Below are 20,317 nucleotides of genomic sequence, written 5' to 3'. Positions count from 1 at the left end.
AGAGGCTAGTGACGAGTCAAAAGCAGTGAGGCTTGAACAAAGTGAAAGCCAGCGTCTTTAGGCGCTGGCTGGTGATGTGGGCTTACAGCCCTTGTTCAAACCACCCGTTTGACGGGTGGTCATGATTCTATTTTTTAAAGAGTGGGCGATTGCGGATTGTCCCAAGAGGTTTCCGAGGGCAAAACCAGAGGTGTTGAGCAAGATGTCGCCAAGGTCGAAGAAGCCCAGTGAAAAGAAGAATTGACAAGCTTCAACCAGTAAAATAGCACCCACAAAGAGAGAAAGTTTTTTCCAAGAAAACGAAAACAGCAATCCAAGGGGCAAAAAGAGTAAGAGGTTAAAAACCAAGATAGTAGGATTGAGAAATAGGTCTTGAGATAAGGTGCTAAGGAGATTCCAGTTGACACCTCTGACGCCCATGCTTTTGAAAAAGAGGAGGTAGACTAGTAGAAGCCCGTAGCAAGTGTAGAAAAACCAAAGCGTCAGTCGGGAAATGCCTGGCTGATAGACCAGTCGAAAGAGAGTAAAGCAAACCCCAGTCATCAATAGTATTGCTGTAAGACTAGGTAAAAAATCAACCGTCATAAAAATGGTCGAGAACTGGTAAAAAAGAAAGGTCATAAAGAGCTAGCGGCAGAATAAGAATGATAAGATAGCGTTGATGACATCATAGAATCGTTCTTTATTCATGACTTAATCCCTTTTGTAGATTTTGTAAGTTTACTATATTATATCATTGTTTTGAGGGGGAAGTGATGGCTGTAAAAAATATTTTTATAGACAGTGTGCTATAATAGTTCTTATGAAAAAACGACCGACATCTGCCTATATCCACATTCCATTTTGCACCCAGATTTGTTACTACTGTGACTTTTCTAAGGTCTTTATTAAGAACCAGCCTGTTGACGAGTATTTGGCAGCCCTCATGGAAGAGGTCAAGTTTTACGACCTGCCAGCCCTCCGCACGCTTTATATCGGAGGCGGAACACCATCGGCTCTCTCGGCAGACCAGCTAGATTATCTCCTGACCAATCTGGAGGACCTGCTGGACTTGTCACAACTGGAAGAATTCACCATTGAGGCCAATCCAGGTGACTTGACGGCAGACAAGATTGCGGTTCTGAAAAAGTCCAAGTGCAATCGGGTGTCGTTGGGTGTTCAGACCTTTGATGACCGTATGCTGAAAAAAATCGGTCGCAGCCACAACCAGGCCCAGATTTATGAAACCATTGCAGCCCTCAAGGAAGCGGGTTTTCACAATATTTCCATTGACCTGATTTATGCCCTGCCTGGTCAGACCATGGAGCAGGTGGTGGACAATGTCGCCAAGGCCTTGGAGCTGGACATTCCCCACATGAGCCTCTATAGCTTGATTTTGGAGAACCACACGGTCTTCATGAACCGCCAACGCCGTGGCAACCTGCATCTGCCCAACGAAGATGTGGAATCCGATATGTTCGACTACATCCTACAAGAGCTGGAGAAAAACGGCTTCGAGCACTACGAAATCTCCAACTTCACCAAGCCTGGTTTTGAAAGCCGCCACAACCTTATGTACTGGGACAACTCCGAGTATTACGGCCTAGGAGCAGGGGCCTCAGGCTACATCGACGGCATGCGGTACCGCAACCGCGGCCCCATTCAGCACTACCTCAAGTCTATCCTTGAAAAAGGCCATTCCCGCCTGCACGAAGAATTCCTCAGCCAGACCGAGCAAATGGAAGAGGAGATGTTTCTGGGCCTACGGAAAAAAACTGGCGTGTCCATTGAGCGATTCGAGGAAAAGTTTGGCATTTCCTTTGAAGACCGCTACGGTCAGGTGGTCAGGGACTTGAAAAATGAAGGTCTTTTGCAAGAAGAAGACCGTTGGCTTCGGATGACGAAAAAGGGATTGTTTCTGGGCGATACAGTTGCAGAGCGTTTCATATAGTCATTCAGTTTGTTTTATTACTTCGTTAACTCGCTTTGCCGTACTTCAGTACTGTCTGCAGCTCGTTGCCTAGTACTAAAAACAAACTGAAAGACTATACTTTAAGACTAGAAAGAGGACACAATGGGACTAAGCTACCAAGAAGAGTTCACCGTTCCCTTTGATATGGTGGATGTCAAACAAGAAATCAAACTGCCTGACTTTATTTCCTACTGTCTTGGTGTGTCAGGTCGGCAGTCGGAAGAACTGGGGCGCAGTGACCTCTATGTTTTTCAGGAATTTGGCTTGATTTGGGTGGTGACAGATTATGAGCTAACTATTCAAGCACTGCCTAAGTACAATGAAACCGTCACGATAAAGACAGAAGCAGTTGCTTACAACAAGTTTTTCTGTCATCGGATGTTCTATATTTACGATGAGGCGGGCAATCTTTTGCTGGACATTCTCTGCTATTTTGTCCTGATTGATTTTGAGACTCGCAAGGTGGTACCTGTGCCGGAAGATTTGATTGCCCCTTATCAGTCTGAGCAGGTCAAGAAATTACCCCGGGCTCCCAAGTATCAGCTCTTGGAAAATCCATTTGTTCAAGAATTTCCTGTTCGCTATTTTGACTTGGATATGAATGGTCATGTCAATAATGGCAAGTACTTGGAATGGATGTATGAAGCACTGGGCTATGATTTTCTGCTCTGCCATGTCCCTAAAAAAATCCAACTCAAGTATCTCAAGGAAGTAGAGGCGACTAGCTTGGTAAGTTCACGTATGGTGGCAGAAGCTGGTGTCAGCCAGCATGAGATTGTGGTAGAGGGGCATATCCATGCGCAAGCTGTCATAGAATGGAGGGAAAGTCATGGCGCAGGATAAGTGGTTGGAATGGGCTATTCGCCTACAAGCCTTGGCTCAGACAGGCTTGGCCTATGGAAAAGATATTTATGACATGGAGCGTTTCGAAGAAATCAGACAGATTGCGGCGGAAATGTTGGTAGAGCCATCTGGACAGTCCTTGGAAGTGGTGAAAGACTTGTTTTGCAATGAAACGGGCTATCAGACACCTAAGTTGGATACCCGCGCAGCTATTTTTCAAGAGGATAAAATCCTACTTGTCCAGGAAAACGATGGGCTCTGGTCCTTGCCAGGTGGTTGGTGCGATGTGGACCAGTCCGTCAAGGACAATGTGGTCAAGGAAGTAAAGGAAGAAGCGGGGCTGGATGTGGAGGCTCTGCGAGTCGTTGCGATTTTGGACAAGCACAGGAACAATCCTGCCAAGTCAGCCCACCGCGTGACCAAGGTCTTCATTCTATGTCGTCTCCTTGGCGGGGAGTTTCAGCCCAATTCGGAAACAGTTGCCAGTGGCTTCTTCAGTCTAGATGACTTACCACCGCTCTACCTTGGGAAAAATACAGCTGAGCAGTTAGCACTTTGCTTGGAAGCTAGTCGGTCTGAGCATTGGGAAACACGATTTGATTAAGGAGGAAAAATGACATATACAGGTTATTTGATTGATTTGGATGGTACGATTTATGAAGGGAAAAAGCGGATTCCTGCTGGTGAACGTTTTATTCATCGCTTGCAAGAACGTCAGATCCCCTATTTATTCGTGACCAACAATACCACCCGCCGTCCTGAGATGGTGCAGGCTATGTTGGCTGAAAACTTTAACATTGAGACACCGCTTGAAACAATCTATACAGCCAGTCTGGCGACGGTAGATTATATGAATGATTTGGGCAAGGAAAAGACAGTCTATGTCATTGGAGAAGACGGGCTCAAGTCTGCCATTTTTGAGGCAGGCTATGTGGAAGACACGGAAAATCCAGCCTATGTTGTTGTCGGCTTGGATACTCAGTTGACCTATGAAAAACTAACCATTGCCACCTTGGCTATTCAAAAGGGAGCGACCTTTATCGGTACCAATCCTGATTTGAACATTCCGACTGAAAGAGGTCATTTGCCAGGAGCAGGCTCACTTATTGCACTTTTGAAAGCTGCTACCCGAGTAGAGCCGACCTTTATCGGTAAGCCTGAAGCCATTATCATGGACAAGGCTCTGGAGATTTTAGGCACAGAACGCAGCCAAACGGTTATGGTGGGAGATAACTACCTGACGGATATTCGTGCAGGGATTGACAATGGATTTTCAACTCTTTTAGTCCTGACTGGATTTACCAAGCCAGAAGAAGTAGCAGACTTACCCTTGGCTCCAACCCATGTCCTCAACAGCCTAGATGAATGGAGTTTTGATGAGAACTAAGTTACAGATTATCGGAACGATTTTATTTGTCTTGTCGGCAGCAGTTCTAGGAACCATCTACCTAGCTTGGCTAGTTTATCCGCTTGAGATTTCTTTTTTGGGGTTGGAAAAAGTGGTCTACATGAAAGCGGCAGATATTTCCTATAACTTTAATATCTTGATGAACTATCTGACCAATCCATTTGCAAGTGTTTTAGACATGCCAAATTTTTCATCCTCAGCTGATGGTCTGAAACATTTTGCGGATGTGAAACATTTATTCCATTTAACTCAGGGGATTTTTATCCTCACCCTCCCTGCCTTTGTGCTTTTTGTAAAAAACATTCTGCTAAAAGGTTATGGAGACTTGGTTAAAAAGGTCATTTTCTGGACCATGCTTACGCCAATGATAATCGGTTTATTAGGTGTTCTTGTTGGCTTTGATCAGTTTTTTGTATTATTTCATACGGTGCTATTTCCAGGGGATTCTACATGGCTATTTGACCCTGCAAAGGATCCTGTCATATATATTTTACCACAAGAGTTTTTCTTGCATTGCTTTGTATTATTTTTTGTCCTTTACGAATTCTTCTTTGGGACAATACTGGCGTGGACAGGAAAAAAGAATAGGATAGGATAAGAGCGTAAAATTCATATTTTAGAATTAAAAAATATTGACAAATGAGTTGAATCATAGTAAAATGATAAAGACTTTGAAATTGAGGGGAGTGAAAAAAATGTCAAAAACAGTAGTACGCAAGAACGAATCACTTGATGATGCTCTTCGTCGTTTCAAACGTGCGGTTACTAAAGCTGGTACTCTTCAAGAAACACGCAAACGCGAATTCTACGAAAAACCATCTGTAAAACGTAAACGTAAATCAGAAGCAGCTCGCAAGCGTAAAAAATTCTAATTGAATTTGAAAACGGCCGAAAGGCTGTTTTTTGTTTACTTTTTACAACAGGTAACATATAATAGGGATATAGAATTTTTGTCCAGGTGAAAAGGAGTAAAGAGATGAGTATCTTAGTTACTGGCGGTGCAGGTTATATTGGTAGTCATACGGTTGTCGAATTGTTAAATTTAGGTAAAGAAGTAGTAATTGTTGACGATTTATCTAATGCAAGCATCCAGGTATTGGATCGTATTGAAGAAATTACAGGAAAGAGACCGACCTTCTATCAGCTAGACGTAGCAGATAAACGGGGATTGCGTCAGGTGTTCGAGAAAGAAAATATCGAGTCAGCGATCCATTTTGCTGCATTTAAGGCAGTAGGAGAATCAGTGGCTAAGCCAATTATGTACTATGAAAACAATATCATGTCAACCCTAGCTTTGGTAGAAGTCATGGCAGAATTTGGTGTTAAGAAAATTGTCTTCTCCTCAAGTGCAACTGTTTATGGTCTCAATAATCCATCACCTTTGGTTGAAACTATGCCAACTAGCGCAACGAATCCGTACGGCTATACCAAAGTTATGTTGGAACAAATCTTGCGTGATGTGGAAGTAGCAGATAAGGAGTGGAGTATTGCATTGCTCCGTTATTTCAATCCAATTGGTGCCCATGAATCTGGCTTGATTGGGGAAGATCCGGCTGGTATTCCTAATAATTTGATGCCGTTTATTGCACAGGTAGCCGTTGGTAAACGTGAGGAGCTCAGCGTTTTTGGTAACGATTATGATACAGTTGATGGTACTGGAGTGCGTGATTATATCCATGTAATTGATTTGGCACTTGGTCATATTAAGGCGCTTGAAAAAATTTCAACTACTACAGGTGTACATACTTACAATCTTGGTTCAGGTCAAGGAACAAGTGTATTGGAGTTGGTCAAAGCCTTTGAAAAGGTAAATGGCGTTCCAGTACACTATAAACTTGTTGACCGTCGTCCAGGTGATGTGGCAACCTGTTACGCCAACGCAGACAAGGCTTGGAAAGAGTTAAATTGGAAAACAGAAAAAACAATTGAAGACATGTGTCAAGATACGTGGAACTGGCAATCGAAAAATCCAAATGGATACGAAGGATAAGAAAAGATGCGGGTAGAGTACCTGCATCTTCTATTTTTATGAACAAAAAACAGGCACTAGGCCTGCTAATATATTATTTTTTCAACAAATCGCGGATTTCTGCAAGCAATTCTTCTTGAGTTGGACCAGCAGGAGCTTCCTCTTCAACCTTCTTAGGCATTGCTTTCTCAGCTGCTTTAACAACGAAGAACATTGAAGTTCCAATAATCAAGAAGTTGATAACAGCGCTCAAGAAGCTACCGTACTTAACACCGTTCCAAGCAAGCTCAGCGATGTTTTGAACGTTTGCTGCTTTCAATGCAGGAGTTAAAATCAATGGAGTGATGATATCTTCAACAAATGATTTAATAATTGCGCCAAACGCTCCACCAATTACCACTGCTACAGCAAGGTCAACAATGTTCCCACGGAACAAAAATGCTTTTAAATCTTTCAACATATCCTAAATATGTCCTTTCATAAATATTTTACTTTATCTATTATACCCATAAAAAAATATTTTACAAGCAATTTGTTTTAGAAATTTTACATTTTCCCGTATTTAGTATACAATAGAGTATGTTAAACTAAGGGAAGAGTGTTCACTTTTTAAATTAGCTAGTATGATATGAGGAGGGAATGTGCTTTCAAAGGATAAAATTACTGAAATAAAACAAGCTCTCAATATCGTTGACGTTATTGGTGAAACGGTTGCTTTGACTAAGGCCGGACGTAATTATGTCGGTCTTTGCCCTTTTCATGGGGAGAAAACCCCGTCTTTCAATGTGATTGAAGATAAGCAGTTCTACCATTGTTTTGGATGTGGTAAGTCCGGAGATGTATTCAAGTTTGTCGAAGAAGTTCGTGGTGTTTCTTTTGCGGATGCGGCAGCTATCTTAGCTGAGAAGGCAGGGTTTCAAGTAGATATAACTCCTTCCTATCATCAAGAGGAGAAAAGGATTAGTCCGCATCAGGTCCTGTATGATATTCATCGGGATGCCGCAAAGTTTTATCATGCCCTTTTGATGACAACCAAAATGGGTGAGGAAGCTAGAGCTTATCTACACCAACGTGGCTTGACAGATGATGTCATAAAAACCTTCCAGCTAGGCTTAGCTCCGGCCGAACAGAATATTCTTTACCAAAAACTATCTGGTCAATATGACGAAGAAAGTCTATTGAATTCGGGTTTGTTCAATCCAAGTGAGAATAATATTATTTATGACGCCTTTCAAGCGAGGATTATTTTCCCCTTGGCGGATGAATATGGTCGAATTGTAGCTTTTTCAGGTCGGATTTGGACCGAAGAAGATCGAAACAATAAACAATTAGCTAAGTATAAAAACTCTCGTAGTACTGCGATTTTCAATAAAAGCTATGAATTGTATCATTTAGACAAGGCTAAAGCGGTTATTAAGAAGCAACGTGAAGCCTATCTCATGGAAGGTTTTCTAGATGTTATTGCTGCTCATCGTGTAGGGATTGATAATGCAGTGGCTTCCATGGGAACAGCTTTGACAAGAGAGCATGTTGCACACCTAGCTAAGTTTTGTAAGAAAATTGTTCTGACTTATGATGGGGATAAGGCTGGACAGGCAGCTACCATGAAGGCGCTGGACGAACTACAAGATTTTCAGGTTGAAATCGTGAGTTTGCCAGATAATATGGACCCAGATGAATTTTTGCAGAAAAATTCGGAAGAAGCCTTGCAACAGGTTTTAACCAAGTCACGAATCAGCGATGTAGAGTTTTTGATTCAATACTTGAAACCTGAAAATCCTGACAATCTACAAATGCAGATTGAGTTTGTAGATAAGATTGCACCAATTATTGCCAAAGTATCATCCATTACAGCTCAAAATTCTTATATTTATAAGGTGGCGGATTTACTTTCTGACTTTGATTATAATCAGGTGGAACAGGCAGTAAATGCTGTTCGTCTGAACCAGCGCCAGGAGAGAACACAACAGGTATTTCAATCACAGACTGGTCAGTCTTATTTGCCACCAGTCCAAACGATTGCTCGTATAACGAGTCTTATTCGAACAGAAAACCATTTACTTTATCGGATGGTTGAACATCCTTATATTCTCAATGAGTTCCGTTTACGAGAAGATTTTTATTTTGCGACGCCAGAATTGCAAGCTATTTATGATATGTTAAAAAAATCTGGGGAAATTACCAGTTTTGAACTATCACAGTTGAACGATTCCGCTCAACAGGCTTGGTATCGTATGCAGGAAGAACGTTTACCTAATGAAGTGTCTCCACACGAAATCGAAGAATTAGAAATTCGGCGAGACAAGGAATTGTTAAAGAAGGAGAACCAGCACCTAGCACGGAAAATCCGTGAACATTCCCATGTGGGAAATGCAGATATTGCCCTCGATGAGTTGCAAAAACTCCTCGATAGAAGAAGACAAATGGAGTAAATATGACAAATAAAAAAGATAAAAAAACAGAAGTAACTACTTTTGATGTACAAGTTGCCGAATTTATCCGTAACCATAAAAAACAAGGTTCAGCTACAGACGATGAAATCAATGACCAACTGGTTATTCCATTTACGCTTGATGCTGACGGAATCGATGATTTGCTCCAACGTATTCAGGACGCAGGGATTTCGATTGTCGATAAAGAAGGGAACCCTTCTGCTCGTGCTATGCAGGTAGAGGAAGAACCAGAATTATCTGATGAAGAATTGCTCGGAAGCACTTCTGCAAAAGTAAACGACCCAGTTCGCATGTATTTGAAAGAAATTGGTGTTGTACCTCTTTTGACCAACGAGGAAGAGCAAGAATTGGCATTGGCGGTTGAAGCAGGTGACCCAGAAGCCAAGCAACGTTTGGCTGAAGCCAACTTGCGTTTGGTTGTTTCCATTGCTAAGCGTTATGTAGGGCGTGGTATGCAGTTCCTTGACTTGATTCAAGAAGGAAACATGGGCTTGATGAAGGCTGTTGACAAGTTCGACTACTCTAAAGGATTCAAGTTTTCAACCTATGCAACCTGGTGGATTCGTCAGGCTATCACTCGTGCCATTGCGGATCAAGCGCGTACAATCCGTATTCCTGTTCACATGGTAGAAACTATTAACAAATTGGTCCGTGAACAACGCAATCTCTTGCAGGAATTGGGTCAGGACCCAACGCCTGAGCAAATTGCTGAGCGTATGGATATGACGCCTGAGAAAGTTCGTGAAATCCTCAAGATTGCACAAGAGCCTGTTTCACTCGAGACTCCAATTGGTGAAGAAGATGATAGTCATCTTGGAGATTTTATTGAAGACGAAGTCATTGAAAATCCAGTTGATTACACAACTCGTGTCGTTCTTCGTGAACAGTTAGATGAGGTATTGGATACTCTTACTGACCGTGAGGAAAACGTATTGCGTCTTCGTTTTGGTTTAGATGATGGTAAAATGCGCACGCTTGAAGATGTTGGTAAAGTCTTTAACGTAACCCGTGAACGCATCCGCCAAATCGAAGCCAAAGCCCTTCGCAAACTCCGCCACCCATCCCGCAGCAAACCACTCAGAGACTTTATTGAGGATTAAAAACGTCCAGTGGACGTTTTTAACGCCTGCCCAGAAATATGAAAGCAGGCTAACCTTTGGTGTTTTAACCCGATCCTAGAAATAGGAAAGGGAGGAATAAGCCTACGGATAGGCTTTCTCAACGTCCGCCTAGAAACACGAAAGCGGACAAGGTTTGGGGAACCTTTTTAACCGCTCCCCTTGAAATGAGAAAGGGAGCGCAGTCCAGTGGACTTTTTGACACAAACTTGGTTTGTTTCATCTCCAACCTTCAACAGTCTCCCAGACTGTTGAAGCCTGCCCAGAAATATGAAAGCAGGCTAACCTTTGGTGTTTTAACCCGAGCCTAGAAATAGGAAAGCGAGGAATAAGCCTACGGATAGGCTTTCTCAACGTCCGCCTAGAAACACGAAAGCGGACAAGATTCGGGGAATCTTTTTAACCGCTCCCCTTGAAATGAGAAAGGGAGCGTAACGTCCAGTGGACTAATTTGATACAAACTTCGTTTGTTTCATTTCCAACCTCCAATAGTCTCCCAGACTATTGGAGCTCGCTGCAAACTGGAAACGAGCGCAGTCCAGTGGACTTTTTGACACAAACTTGGTTTGTTTCTTTTCTAGTATTGAACTTGTGAATAAGAAAGAGAGAAAAATGACGTACACAGAAGATCAAATTAAAGACATTCAGGAGCGTATTTTTCATGCTCTTGAAGATGTGATTGACCCTGAGCTAGGTATTGATATTATCAATTTAGGGCTAATTTATGAAATCCGATTTATTGAGGGCAAGGCTGAAATTGATATGACCTTGACGACCATGGGTTGTCCATTAGCTGATCTAATTACCGATCAAATTCATGATGTACTGAAGGATGTTCCTGAAGTGACAGAAGTTGATGTGAGACTGGTTTGGTCACCAGCTTGGACCGTGCAAAAAATGAGTCGTTATGCTCGAATTGCATTAGGAATTAAATAAAAAAACAAAATGGTTTCGAACGTTTGAAGCCATTTTTTTATTAATGTTTGGATTTTTTGTAAAAAATATTAAAAATTATACTTGTCAAAGAGAAATTTCCGTGTTACAATAAACAGGCCTAGGAAAAGTAGTCATACCTATTCTAGCAAATATCAGACCTATATGGGATGAGTAGCTCTGCTATTGATCATAACCAAAGCCTACGGACAGGCGGGTCGAATGCCGAAGCGTGGCGTAAGCCACATTATTGATAGGGTTAAAAGCCTACATTTTATAAGTTGATTTTAGGGTTCATCCCTAATTCGTATATCAAATTTAGTGTGGTGAAAGCACACGTCATCTTGTGAAACGGTCAATAAAGTACGTATATATTTGCACTGGAGAGTAGGAAACGGTAGGCACATAAACTCAAGAGAAGAATAAAAAACGTCGATTTGGATTGTAGAGCAGGATGAACCCTGCTCTTTTTACTTGTTTAAAAAAGGGTAGGAGTCCATCAAGCAAAGGAGTTTTTCAATATGAAAAATCAACACCAAGCCCCTATTTATCAGGGGTTGGTACAGTTACGCCGGAAACGGATTGTTCCCTTTGATGTCCCAGGACACAAACGAGGGCGCGGAAATCCTGAGTTGGTCGAACTGTTAGGAGAAAAATGCGTGGGGATTGATGTCAATTCCATGAAGCCTTTGGATAATCTAGGGCATCCTGTCTCCATTATTCGAGAGGCAGAGGAATTGGCGGCAGAAGCCTTTGGTGCCAGTCATGCCTTTCTCATGGTTGGAGGAACAACCTCCTCAGTGCAGACCATGATTTTGGCGACCTGTAAGGCGGGCGATAAGATTATCCTTCCCCGAAATGTCCATAAGTCAGCCCTCAATGCCCTTGTCCTCTGTGGCGCCATCCCTGTCTATGTGGATATGAGCGTGGAGCCACGGATTGGCATTGCTCTTGCCTTGGAAAATGAAGCTTTTGAACGGGCGATTTCTGAGCATCCTGATGCTGTTGCTGTCTTGATTAACAATCCGACCTACTATGGTATTTGCTCGGACCTGCGGACCTTGACTGAGAAAGCTCACGCAGCGGGCATGAAAGTTTTGGTCGATGAGGCTCATGGTGCGCATTTGCATTTTTCGGACAAATTGCCAGAGGCGGCTATGGATGTGGGGGCTGATATGGCAGCTGTTTCCATGCATAAGTCAGGTGGTAGTCTGACCCAGAGCTCGCTTTTATTGGTCGGTCCAGATATGAATGTGGAGTATGTCCGCCAGATTATCAATCTGACCCAGTCAACATCCGCTTCCTATCTTTTGCTGGCTAGTTTGGATATTTCACGGAGAAATCTGGCCCTTCGTGGGAAAGAGTCTTTTGAAAAAGTCATTGAAATGTCTGAGTATGCTCGTCGTGAAATCAATGCCATCGGTGGCTACTATGCCTATTCTAAAGAATTGATTGATGGTAAAACGGTGCATGATTTTGATGTAACCAAGCTCTCCATCTATACGCAGGGCATTGGTCTGACAGGGATTGAAGTCTATGATTTATTGCGGGATGAGTACGACATCCAGATTGAATTTGGCGACATTGGCAATATCTTGGCTTATATTTCAATCGGTGACCGCTTGCAGGACATTGAGCGGCTGGTGGGGGCTCTGGCTGACATTAAGCGACTCTATTCACGAGATGGTTCGGACCTGATCTCAGGAGAATACATCCAGCCGCAGCTGGTTTTGTCACCGCAGGAGGCCTTTTATGCTGAGCGGGAAAGCCGTTCCCTGCAAGAAGCAGTTGGTCAAGTCTGCGGGGAATTTGTAATGTGCTATCCGCCAGGCATTCCTCTTTTGGCTCCTGGAGAACGAGTGACCCAGGAAATTGTTGACTACATCATCTTTGCCAAGGAGCGCGGTTGCTCTGTCCAAGGTACGGAAGATCCAGATGTTAATTTTATCAATGTCATTAAGGAGGGCTAAAGATGGAAATGTGGTTTTCAGAAGTCCAAACGCCAGATGTCAAGTTATCCATTCGGACCAGCCAGCAGCTCTATGCAGGCAAGAGTGAATTTCAGGACATTGCGGTATTGGACTCGCCAGCCTTTGGAAAGATTTTGACCCTTAATGGTCGTGTTTTATTCTCAGATGCAGATGATTTTGTCTACAATGAGATGGCCGTTCATGTACCAATGGCCGTTCATCCAAATCCTAAGAAAATATTGATTTTGGGTGGAGGAGATGGTGGGGTTGCCCAAGTTCTCAGTATGTATCCTGAAATCGAACGTATTGATGTAGTAGAGCCAGATGAGTTGCTGGTTGAAGTGTGTCGTCAGTATTTCCCAGACTATGCCTCTGGCTTGGAAGATGAGCGGGTCGAGGTTTATTTACAAGATGGTCTGCGTTTCTTGCGCAACTGTGAAAATGAGTATGACATCATCATCAATGATGCGACAGATCCATTTGGACACACGGAAGGGCTCTTTACCAAGGAATTTTATGGTAATGCATACAGGGCTTTGAAAGAAGATGGCATCATGGTTTACCAACATGGTTCGCCATTTTATGACGAAGATGAGTCTGCCTTTCGTTCCATGCACCGGAAGGCGACCCAATCCTTCCCTATCAGCCGTGTTTATCAGGCCCATATTCCGACATCTGCGGCGGGTTATTGGTTGTTTGGCTTTGCCTCTAAAAAATACCATCCCATTGAAGATTTTGACAAGGAAAAATGGAAGGCGCGCCAGCTTTTCACAGAATACTATACCGCTAACCTCCACGTCGGAGCATTTCTCTTGCCTCGATATGTGGAAGATATTTTAGAAGAAGAGGAGAAAAAATAATGAGTCGTTTGTTAGTTATTGGTTGTGGCGGAGTTGCCCAAGTTGCCATCAGCAAGGTTTGCCAGGCAGAAGATACATTCAAGGAAGTCATGATTGCCAGCCGTACCAAGTCCAAATGTGATGATTTGAAGGCTGCCTTAGAAGGAAAAACTTCCGTAAAAATTGAAACTGCCCAAGTGGATGCGGACAAGGTAGAAGAAGTGACTGCCTTGATTGAAAGCTACCAGCCAAAAGCTGTCTTGAACGTTGCCCTGCCTTACCAAGACTTGACCATCATGGATGCCTGCTTGGCGACGGGCGTGGACTATATTGACACGGCCAACTACGAGTGTGAGGATACCGAGGATCCAGAATGGCGTGCAATTTACGAAAAACGTTGTGAAGAAGAAGGGTTTACGGCTTACTTTGACTATTCATGGCAGTGGGCTTATAAGGAGCGTTTTGAAAAAGCAGGGCTGACAGCACTTTTGGGATCCGGATTTGATCCAGGTGTAACCAGCGTTTTCTCAGCTTACGCATTGAAACACTATTTCGATGAAATCCACTATATCGACATCCTAGACTGTAACGGTGGAGACCACGGCTATCCATTTGCGACCAACTTTAACCCTGAAATCAACCTACGTGAGGTTTCTGCCCCAGGCTCCTACTGGGAAAATGGCAAATGGGTAGAAGTTGAAGCCATGTCTATCAAGCGAGAATATGAATTCCCAGAAGTGGGTCAGAAAGACATGTATCTTCTCCACCACGAAGAAATCGAATCGCTGGCTAAAAACATTCCAGGTGTCAAACGCATTCGCTTCTTTATGACTTTTGGTCAATCCTACTTGACTCACATGAAATGCTTGGAAAATGTTGGACTCTTGCGAACAGATCCAATCAATTTCAATGGTCAAGAAGTGGTGCCAATCCAATTCCTCAAAGCTCTCTTGCCTGATCCAGCCAGCCTTGGTCCTCGTACCGTCGGCAAAACTAACATCGGCTGTATTTTTACAGGTATCAAGGACGGTGTTGAGAAGACTATCTACATCTACAACGTTTGTGACCACCAAGAGTGCTATAAAGAGGTCGGTTCCCAGGCTATTTCCTACACAACTGGCGTGCCAGCCATGATTGGAACCAAGCTTATCATGGACGGAACTTGGAAAAAACCAGGTGTTTACAACTTGGAAGAATTGGATCCAGATCCATTTATGGACTTGCTTAACCAATATGGATTGCCTTGGCAAGTAGTAGAAAATCCTGTTTTGGTGGACTAGATGAGAATCGATCAAGTCCCAACCCCAGCCTATGTCATTAACGAAGCTAAGCTGGTCAATAATTTAGAAATTCTCAAGTCTGTCCAAGACCGCACAGGCTGTAAGGTCCTCTTGGCCCAAAAAGCCTTTTCCATGTATGCCACTTACCCCCTGATCAGTCAGTATCTGGCTGGAACCACCGCATCAGGTCTCTACGAAGCCAAGCTGGGTCGTGAGGAGTTTGGGGGCGAAGTCCATGTTTTTGCTCCAGCCTTTAAGGATGCGGATTTGGAGGAGATTTTGGAAATTGCAGACCATATCGTCTTTAATTCTGAGCGCCAGTTGCGCAAGCATGTGGACAAATGCCGAGCAGCTGGAGTCAGTGTAGGCCTGCGAATCAATCCGGAATGTTCCACCCAAGGTGACCATGCCCTCTATGATCCCTGCGCAGCGGGTTCTCGTTTCGGTGTTCGTATTGACCAGTTTTCAGAAGACCTGCTGGACTTGGTGGATGGCCTGCATTTTCATACCCTCTGCGAGCAAAATTCGGATGATTTGAAAACCACCTTGGAGGCTGTCGAGGCCAAGTTCGGCCCTTACCTCCACCGCATCAAGTGGCTCAATATGGGGGGCGGCCACCATGTGACCAGAGAAGATTATGATCTGGAATTGCTGATTTCTTCAATCCAGCAGATGCAGGAAAAATATGGGCTGGAAGTCTACATCGAGCCCGGTGAGGCCATCGCCCTCAATGCGGGCTATCTGGTGACAGAGGTCTTGGATATTGTGGAGAATGGCATTGAAACCCTAGTGCTGGATGCTTCGGCTACCTGTCACATGCCAGATGTCCTGGAAATGCCCTATCACCCACCTCTGAGAAATGGCTTTGAGGCAGGGGAGAAGGCCAATACTTACAGGCTGTCTTCCAATACCTGCCTGACGGGCGACATTATCGGCGATTATTCCTTTGAAAAGCCTGTGGAGATTGGTGACAAACTCTATTTTGAAGATATGGCCATCTATTCTTTTGTTAAAAACAATACCTTCAACGGCATCGGTCTGCCAAGTTTGGTCTTGATGGACAAGACTGGTGACTGCCGAATTATCAAAAGCTTTGGCTATGAAGATTTCAAGGGGAGGTTGTCATGATAGAAAGTCCAAAAGCGGCTGGCTACCGCATGCCTGCTGAGTATGAGCCCCATCACGGGACACTAATGGTGTGGCCGACCCGTCCTGGTTCCTGGCCCTTTGATGGTCAGGGGGCAAAAAAAGCCTTCAGCCAGGTCATTAAAACCATTGCTGAAAGCGAGCAGGTCTATCTCTTGGTCGATGAGGCACACCGTGAGGAGGCTCAATCCATGCTGGGGGCTGGCATTGCCTACCTGGACATCCCCACCAACGACGCTTGGGCGCGTGATACAGGTCCGACGGTCTTGGTTCATGAAAATGGCAGAGCTTTATCTGTCGATTGGGCTTTTAACGCTTGGGGTGGAAGCTATGATGGTCTTTATCAGGACTATGAGGCAGATGATCAGGTGGCTAGTCGATTTAGTCAGGCCATCGGTCTGCCAGTTCATGATACCCATCCCTTTGTCCTAGAAGGAGGAGCCATTCACAGTGACGGTGAAGGAACCATCTTGGTGACCGAATCCTGTTTGCTCAGCCCAGGCCGCAATCCCCATTTAACCAAGGACCAGATTGAGCAAGTGCTTCTAGATACTCTCGGAGCTGAAAAGGTCCTCTGGCTTCCATACGGAATTTTCAATGATGAAACCAATGAACACGTGGACAATGTTGCGACCTTTGTCGGCCCAGCTGAGATCGTTTTAGCTTGGACGGATGATGAGGCAGACCCTCAATATGCCATGTCCAAGGCTGATTTGGACTACTTGGAAGAGCAAGTAGATGCCAAAGGCAGAAAGTTAACCATTCACAAACTGCCTATTCCCAAACATCCTATTCTAATAACAGAGGAGGATTTGCCAGGCTATGTCTATGAAGCGGGGGAGGAAGAAAGAACTGTTGGAGAACGCTTGGCGGCTTCCTATGTGAATTTTTACGTCAGCAACGGTGCGGTTCTGGTGCCCCAGTTTGATGACGAGCATGATGCGGTGGCACTGCATCTCCTAGCGCAGCTTTTTCCAACCAGAAAAGTCGTCGGCATACCAGCCCGCGACATCCTACTTGGAGGTGGGAATATACACTGTATCACCCAGCAAATTCCCCTTTATGGGGCTAAATGTCCCTGATATAGCGTCAAGTCGGTTTGGCATACTCTAGTATAGCCTGTACCGCCTTTCCTTATCACAGGTACATTCTATCTTCCATAAAGAATTTATGAAAAGGATAAATAATATGAGAAATGTTACTGTAGCAGCTGTCCAGATGCAGTGTAGTCAGGACCTTTGGGAAAATCTGGCGACTGCAGAGCGTTTGGTCAGACAGGCAGCTGGTCAGGGAGCGCAGATTATTCTCCTGCCTGAACTCTTTGAGCGTCCTTATTTTTGTCAGGAACGCCAGTATGATTATTATAACTATGCCAAGTCTGTAGATGAGAATGATGCTGTTCAGCACTTTATTCCTATTGCCAAGGAATTGCAGGTTGTCTTGCCTATTTCTTTCTATGAAAAAGATGGAAACAGCCTCTACAATTCCATTGCGGTCATTGATGCGGATGGTAGTGTTTTGGGAGTTTACCGTAAGACTCACATTCCTGACGACCATTATTATCAGGAGAAGTTTTACTTCACGCCTGGAAATACTGGATTCAAGGTCTGGGAAACACGTTACGCTAAGATTGGCATTGGCATCTGCTGGGACCAATGGTTTCCAGAAACAGCTCGCTGTTTGGCACTGAATGGAGCAGAATTGCTCTTTTATCCAACAGCTATTGGTTCGGAGCCGATTTTGGATACAGATAGTCAAGGTCATTGGCAACGAACCATGCAGGGCCATGCGGCGGCCAACATCACGCCGGTCATTGCAGCCAACCGTATCGGCTTGGAAGAAGTGCAGCCTTCTGCAGAAAATGGCGGTCAATCGTCTAGCTTGCGTTTCTATGGCTCCTCTTTCTTGACAGATGAAACAGGAGACATTTTGACCAAGGCTGGACGTGAGGAAGAGACAATCTTACTTGCCACTTATGATTTGGACAAGGGAGCGCGTGAGCGTTTGGATTGGGGACTCTTTAGAGACCGTCGACCGTATATGTATCAGCAGATTGTAGAATAAACAAAACACCCTTGTCCGAAGATAAGGGTGTTCGTCTTTATCCTAATAATTGCTGCAACCATTGGCTTCCATAGATCCAAAAGAAGCTATAGGCCACAACTGAGAAGGGGCGACAAAGTAAAGTGATAATAATAAATTTCCGATAACTCATGCTTGTTAATCCAGTAATCATCACCACTATGTCAGCTGGAGAAATGGGAGAAAGCATGCAGAGAATAAAGAAAATTTCATAACTACGTTTATTATCAATTTTGCTTTCATATTTGTAAAACGTATCTTCAGACATGAAGAGGAGACAAAATTTCTTTCCATAGCGACGAGCCAACCAGAAAAGGATGATACTACCGATTGAAATTCCAAGATAATTGAGAAAGAATCCCCACCAAAAATGAAATACGAGGAAACCCACAACAGTCGTAACACCGCCTGGAATAATCGGAAATACAACTTGAATAATCTGAATAGCTAAAAAGGAGAGGCTACCTAAAGCACCTTGGCTTTTGATTAAATCGCTTAAGACATTTTGGTCGTTCAAAATGCCAATCTTATAGAGCCAAAACAGAAAAATAGCAGTCCCGATAAGGGTCAAAATACTTAATACTTGAATGGTTTTTTGCCAAAATTTATACATACTTTCATTTTACCATATTTCAAAATTTTTTTAAATTGTAAGGAAAATGTAAAATAATTTTGCTATTTATAAAAAATTCTGCTATAATGGTTCCTGTATCAAATCCTACGGGGTTGTTACGGATTCGACAGGCATTATGAGGCTTGTTCTGCAACTCATCGGCAGATGTAAAAATGCCAGTTAAATATAACTGCAAAAAATACAAACACCTACGCATTAGCAGCTTAATAACCTGCCTGCGTGACCAGTCGCGAATTGCTTGTGTTTGCTGATTGGTCTTAAAATAGCAAGCTACGTTGGGATTGAGTCAGGCAGTTCCAAAAGAGATTTACTGACTCGCTTGGTCTAGGTTTGAGTTATGTATCGAGTTCAAGTTAAAGCAAGACATAACCTATGGTTGTAGACGAATAAGTTAGCAGGTGTTTGGACGTGGGTTCGACTCCCACCAGCTCCATATATGGAAGATTACTCAAGAGGCTCAAGAGGCCGTGTTGGAAACGCGGTAGGCGTGTAACAGCGTGCGTGGGTTCGAATCCCATGTCTTCCGTATGTTATTGAAGAACGACTGGTAGTCGTTCTTTTTTTGTCTGTGAATGATACAACTGAAAATAAATGAAAGTTCAGGTTTTATGGTAAAATTCTTGTTTTTCTTCAAAAATATGATATGATAGTTAACAATATACCAAACGGAGGTTGTGTTAACAGTGTTGAATGTAAATGAATTGGTTAAAACAGAGTTGCATTGTCATTTGGATGGCTCATTGTCCCTCGGAGTTATTCGACAATTGGCACAGATGGCTAAAATCACTATTCCTGCAGAAGATGAAGCATTAAGAAAATTAGTTAGTGTTCATGGAAAAGTTGATAGTTTAATGGCTTATTTAAAGTTATTTGATTTTGTTCGCCCACTCTTACAAACTGCATCAGCTTTAGAATTGGCAGCCTATGATCTTGTACGACAAGCTGCAAGAGATAAGATCATTTACATTGAGGTTCGTTTTGCACCAGAACTGTCGACGGATCAAGACTTGACTATTTTACAAGCGGTCTCAGCAGTTTTGGTTGGACTAAACAGGGGGCAGGAAGATTTTGGAGTGGTTGCTAAACTTTTGGTTTGTGGTTTAAAGCAAACGAAACCGAATCAAACGAAGGAACTTTTTTCGGCTATTGCTGATTTGGCACCAAAAGGACTTGTGGGATTTGATTTCGCAGGAAATGAAGCAGACTATCCTACGGAAGAACTTCGGGATATTATTCAATTTACTCAGGCACTAGGTTATCCCATGACTTTCCATGCCGGAGAATGTGGATGTGTGACCAATGTGATTCAAGCTCTTGAACTTGGGATTAGAAGGATTGGTCATGGTACAGCACTTACTCGCAATCCTGAAGCTATCCAAACTTTTGTCAATAGCGGAGCAACACTTGAAATGTGTCTAACATCGAATCTTCAAACGGGTGCAGCTGATTCGATTGAATATTTTCCATATCATGAGCTAGTTGAGGCAGGAGCAAACATCACAATCAACACAGATAATCGTACCGTTTCTAATACTACACTTAATAGAGAATATCAATTATTGGTAGAATATTTTGGGACTAGCAAGGCTGATTTTTATCGCTTCAATCAAAACGCTATTCAGGCAAGTTTTGCCAGCGAAGAAGAAAAGAAAGTTTTGTTGGAACTCCTAGACCAACAGTATTAAGAAAAA

At 43.4% G+C, this 20,317-nt stretch carries 20 protein-coding genes, 1 tRNA gene and 1 other RNA gene; 19 read left to right on the top strand and 3 right to left on the bottom strand.

Annotated features, from left to right (window positions below; translation table 11 throughout):
• Nucleotides 1-57: 57 nt before the first annotated feature.
• Nucleotides 58-621 carry a VanZ family protein gene (locus K5Q34_RS11705; RefSeq protein ID WP_243899998.1) on the bottom strand — a complete coding sequence of 188 codons (564 nt, stop codon included), beginning with the start codon at nucleotides 619-621 and terminating at the stop codon, nucleotides 58-60.
• Between the two features lie 181 nt (nucleotides 622-802).
• On the opposite strand from K5Q34_RS11705, the gene hemW reads away from it, so the two are divergent.
• The 7 genes from hemW (at nucleotide 803) to galE (ending at nucleotide 6,192) form a co-directional block, all read left to right on the top strand.
• On the top strand, nucleotides 803-1,930 hold the full coding sequence (hemW, locus tag K5Q34_RS02015) for a radical SAM family heme chaperone HemW (protein ID WP_221864417.1): 1,128 nt from the start codon (nucleotides 803-805) through the stop codon (nucleotides 1,928-1,930).
• A 123-nt stretch (nucleotides 1,931-2,053) separates the two neighbouring features.
• Nucleotides 2,054-2,794: an acyl-ACP thioesterase domain-containing protein gene (locus tag K5Q34_RS02010; protein ID WP_221864416.1), complete on the top strand. Its 741-nt coding sequence runs from the start codon at nucleotides 2,054-2,056 to the stop codon at nucleotides 2,792-2,794.
• The gene (locus K5Q34_RS02005) at nucleotides 2,781-3,398 is read left to right on the top strand and encodes an NUDIX hydrolase (RefSeq protein ID WP_221864415.1); all 618 of its coding nucleotides are present in this window, start codon (nucleotides 2,781-2,783) and stop codon (nucleotides 3,396-3,398) included. Before K5Q34_RS02010 ends, K5Q34_RS02005 begins: the two co-directional genes overlap by 14 nt.
• A 9-nt stretch (nucleotides 3,399-3,407) precedes the next feature.
• On the top strand, nucleotides 3,408-4,181 hold the full coding sequence (locus K5Q34_RS02000; protein WP_024406910.1) for a TIGR01457 family HAD-type hydrolase: 774 nt from the start codon (nucleotides 3,408-3,410) through the stop codon (nucleotides 4,179-4,181).
• Nucleotides 4,171-4,800 (top strand): TIGR01906 family membrane protein, encoded by a 630-nt coding sequence (locus tag K5Q34_RS01995; RefSeq protein ID WP_015647052.1) that lies wholly within the window; start codon nucleotides 4,171-4,173, stop codon nucleotides 4,798-4,800. The genes K5Q34_RS02000 and K5Q34_RS01995 overlap by 11 nt, the downstream gene beginning before the upstream one ends.
• Before the next feature lie 97 nt (nucleotides 4,801-4,897).
• On the top strand, nucleotides 4,898-5,074 hold the full coding sequence (rpsU, locus tag K5Q34_RS01990; protein ID WP_000048054.1) for a 30S ribosomal protein S21: 177 nt from the start codon (nucleotides 4,898-4,900) through the stop codon (nucleotides 5,072-5,074).
• A 104-nt stretch (nucleotides 5,075-5,178) separates the two neighbouring features.
• Entirely contained in the window at nucleotides 5,179-6,192 is a 1,014-nt protein-coding gene (gene galE / locus K5Q34_RS01985) for a UDP-glucose 4-epimerase GalE (protein WP_221864414.1), read from the top strand.
• Between the two features lie 73 nt (nucleotides 6,193-6,265).
• Here galE and mscL read toward each other — a convergent pair whose 3' ends face one another.
• The gene (gene mscL, locus K5Q34_RS01980; RefSeq protein ID WP_024410431.1) at nucleotides 6,266-6,631 is read right to left on the bottom strand and encodes a large conductance mechanosensitive channel protein MscL; all 366 of its coding nucleotides are present in this window, start codon (nucleotides 6,629-6,631) and stop codon (nucleotides 6,266-6,268) included.
• 181 nt (nucleotides 6,632-6,812) lie between these two features.
• Between mscL and dnaG the strand changes: the two genes are divergently transcribed.
• From dnaG to aguB, 9 genes are all read left to right on the top strand, one after another.
• Entirely contained in the window at nucleotides 6,813-8,603 is a 1,791-nt protein-coding gene (gene dnaG / locus K5Q34_RS01975) for a DNA primase (RefSeq protein WP_105135122.1), read from the top strand.
• A gap of 2 nt (nucleotides 8,604-8,605) precedes the next feature.
• Nucleotides 8,606-9,724 (top strand): RNA polymerase sigma factor RpoD, encoded by a 1,119-nt coding sequence (gene rpoD / locus K5Q34_RS01970; RefSeq protein ID WP_002935555.1) that lies wholly within the window; start codon nucleotides 8,606-8,608, stop codon nucleotides 9,722-9,724.
• 630 nt (nucleotides 9,725-10,354) lie between these two features.
• Nucleotides 10,355-10,678 carry a metal-sulfur cluster assembly factor gene (locus K5Q34_RS01965; RefSeq protein WP_002935553.1) on the top strand — a complete coding sequence of 108 codons (324 nt, stop codon included), beginning with the start codon at nucleotides 10,355-10,357 and terminating at the stop codon, nucleotides 10,676-10,678.
• A gap of 518 nt (nucleotides 10,679-11,196) precedes the next feature.
• On the top strand, nucleotides 11,197-12,645 hold the full coding sequence (locus tag K5Q34_RS01960; RefSeq protein WP_221864413.1) for an aminotransferase class I/II-fold pyridoxal phosphate-dependent enzyme: 1,449 nt from the start codon (nucleotides 11,197-11,199) through the stop codon (nucleotides 12,643-12,645).
• 2 nt (nucleotides 12,646-12,647) lie between these two features.
• Nucleotides 12,648-13,505, top strand: a complete 858-nt coding sequence (gene speE / locus K5Q34_RS01955; protein ID WP_208547395.1) for a polyamine aminopropyltransferase — start codon at nucleotides 12,648-12,650, stop codon at nucleotides 13,503-13,505.
• A complete protein-coding gene (locus tag K5Q34_RS01950) occupies nucleotides 13,505-14,764 on the top strand; it encodes a saccharopine dehydrogenase family protein (RefSeq protein ID WP_221864412.1) in 1,260 nt (419 codons plus the stop codon). The genes speE and K5Q34_RS01950 overlap by 1 nt, the downstream gene beginning before the upstream one ends.
• Nucleotides 14,765-15,892 (top strand): carboxynorspermidine decarboxylase, encoded by a 1,128-nt coding sequence (gene nspC / locus K5Q34_RS01945; protein ID WP_221864411.1) that lies wholly within the window; start codon nucleotides 14,765-14,767, stop codon nucleotides 15,890-15,892.
• Nucleotides 15,889-16,992 (top strand): agmatine deiminase, encoded by a 1,104-nt coding sequence (gene aguA / locus K5Q34_RS01940; RefSeq protein ID WP_074390976.1) that lies wholly within the window; start codon nucleotides 15,889-15,891, stop codon nucleotides 16,990-16,992. Before nspC ends, aguA begins: the two co-directional genes overlap by 4 nt.
• Before the next feature lie 106 nt (nucleotides 16,993-17,098).
• Entirely contained in the window at nucleotides 17,099-17,974 is an 876-nt protein-coding gene (gene aguB, locus K5Q34_RS01935) for an N-carbamoylputrescine amidase (protein WP_074390977.1), read from the top strand.
• 37 nt (nucleotides 17,975-18,011) lie between these two features.
• Here the strand turns inward: aguB and K5Q34_RS01930 are convergent, their stop codons facing one another.
• On the bottom strand, nucleotides 18,012-18,605 hold the full coding sequence (locus K5Q34_RS01930; RefSeq protein ID WP_024385388.1) for a TVP38/TMEM64 family protein: 594 nt from the start codon (nucleotides 18,603-18,605) through the stop codon (nucleotides 18,012-18,014).
• Nucleotides 18,606-18,714: 109 nt separating this feature from the next.
• Between K5Q34_RS01930 and ssrA the strand changes: the two genes are divergently transcribed.
• From ssrA to add, 3 genes are all read left to right on the top strand, one after another.
• Nucleotides 18,715-19,062: a transfer-messenger RNA gene (gene ssrA / locus K5Q34_RS01925) on the top strand.
• A 2-nt stretch (nucleotides 19,063-19,064) separates the two neighbouring features.
• A tRNA-Ser gene (locus tag K5Q34_RS01920) sits at nucleotides 19,065-19,152 on the top strand.
• Between the two features lie 157 nt (nucleotides 19,153-19,309).
• A complete protein-coding gene (add, locus tag K5Q34_RS01915) occupies nucleotides 19,310-20,311 on the top strand; it encodes an adenosine deaminase (protein WP_161944148.1) in 1,002 nt (333 codons plus the stop codon).
• The last annotated feature ends 6 nt before the right edge of the window (nucleotides 20,312-20,317 follow it).

The sequence above is a fragment of the Streptococcus sp. 2018110 genome, from assembly GCF_019754115.1.
GTDB lineage: Bacteria > Bacillota > Bacilli > Lactobacillales > Streptococcaceae > Streptococcus > Streptococcus hashimotonensis.
Note: the sequence above shows the minus strand (reverse complement) of the source record. Positions and strands in the feature narration are given on the sequence as shown.

Excerpts from the sequence above, each read along its gene's own strand:
- K5Q34_RS11705 (WP_243899998.1), bottom strand. The coding sequence starts at position 621 with ATGACCTTTCTTTTTTACCAGTTCTCGACCATTTTTATGACGGTTGAT.
- hemW (WP_221864417.1), top strand. The coding sequence starts at position 803 with ATGAAAAAACGACCGACATCTGCCTATATCCACATTCCATTTTGCACC.
- K5Q34_RS02010 (WP_221864416.1), top strand. The coding sequence starts at position 2,054 with ATGGGACTAAGCTACCAAGAAGAGTTCACCGTTCCCTTTGATATGGTG.
- K5Q34_RS02005 (WP_221864415.1), top strand. The coding sequence starts at position 2,781 with ATGGCGCAGGATAAGTGGTTGGAATGGGCTATTCGCCTACAAGCCTTG.
- K5Q34_RS02000 (WP_024406910.1), top strand. The coding sequence starts at position 3,408 with ATGACATATACAGGTTATTTGATTGATTTGGATGGTACGATTTATGAA.
- K5Q34_RS01995 (WP_015647052.1), top strand. The coding sequence starts at position 4,171 with ATGAGAACTAAGTTACAGATTATCGGAACGATTTTATTTGTCTTGTCG.
- rpsU (WP_000048054.1), top strand. The coding sequence starts at position 4,898 with ATGTCAAAAACAGTAGTACGCAAGAACGAATCACTTGATGATGCTCTT.
- galE (WP_221864414.1), top strand. The coding sequence starts at position 5,179 with ATGAGTATCTTAGTTACTGGCGGTGCAGGTTATATTGGTAGTCATACG.
- mscL (WP_024410431.1), bottom strand. The coding sequence starts at position 6,631 with ATGTTGAAAGATTTAAAAGCATTTTTGTTCCGTGGGAACATTGTTGAC.
- rpoD (WP_002935555.1), top strand. The coding sequence starts at position 8,606 with ATGACAAATAAAAAAGATAAAAAAACAGAAGTAACTACTTTTGATGTA.
- K5Q34_RS01965 (WP_002935553.1), top strand. The coding sequence starts at position 10,355 with ATGACGTACACAGAAGATCAAATTAAAGACATTCAGGAGCGTATTTTT.
- K5Q34_RS01960 (WP_221864413.1), top strand. The coding sequence starts at position 11,197 with ATGAAAAATCAACACCAAGCCCCTATTTATCAGGGGTTGGTACAGTTA.
- speE (WP_208547395.1), top strand. The coding sequence starts at position 12,648 with ATGGAAATGTGGTTTTCAGAAGTCCAAACGCCAGATGTCAAGTTATCC.
- K5Q34_RS01950 (WP_221864412.1), top strand. The coding sequence starts at position 13,505 with ATGAGTCGTTTGTTAGTTATTGGTTGTGGCGGAGTTGCCCAAGTTGCC.
- nspC (WP_221864411.1), top strand. The coding sequence starts at position 14,765 with ATGAGAATCGATCAAGTCCCAACCCCAGCCTATGTCATTAACGAAGCT.
- aguA (WP_074390976.1), top strand. The coding sequence starts at position 15,889 with ATGATAGAAAGTCCAAAAGCGGCTGGCTACCGCATGCCTGCTGAGTAT.
- aguB (WP_074390977.1), top strand. The coding sequence starts at position 17,099 with ATGAGAAATGTTACTGTAGCAGCTGTCCAGATGCAGTGTAGTCAGGAC.
- K5Q34_RS01930 (WP_024385388.1), bottom strand. The coding sequence starts at position 18,605 with ATGTATAAATTTTGGCAAAAAACCATTCAAGTATTAAGTATTTTGACC.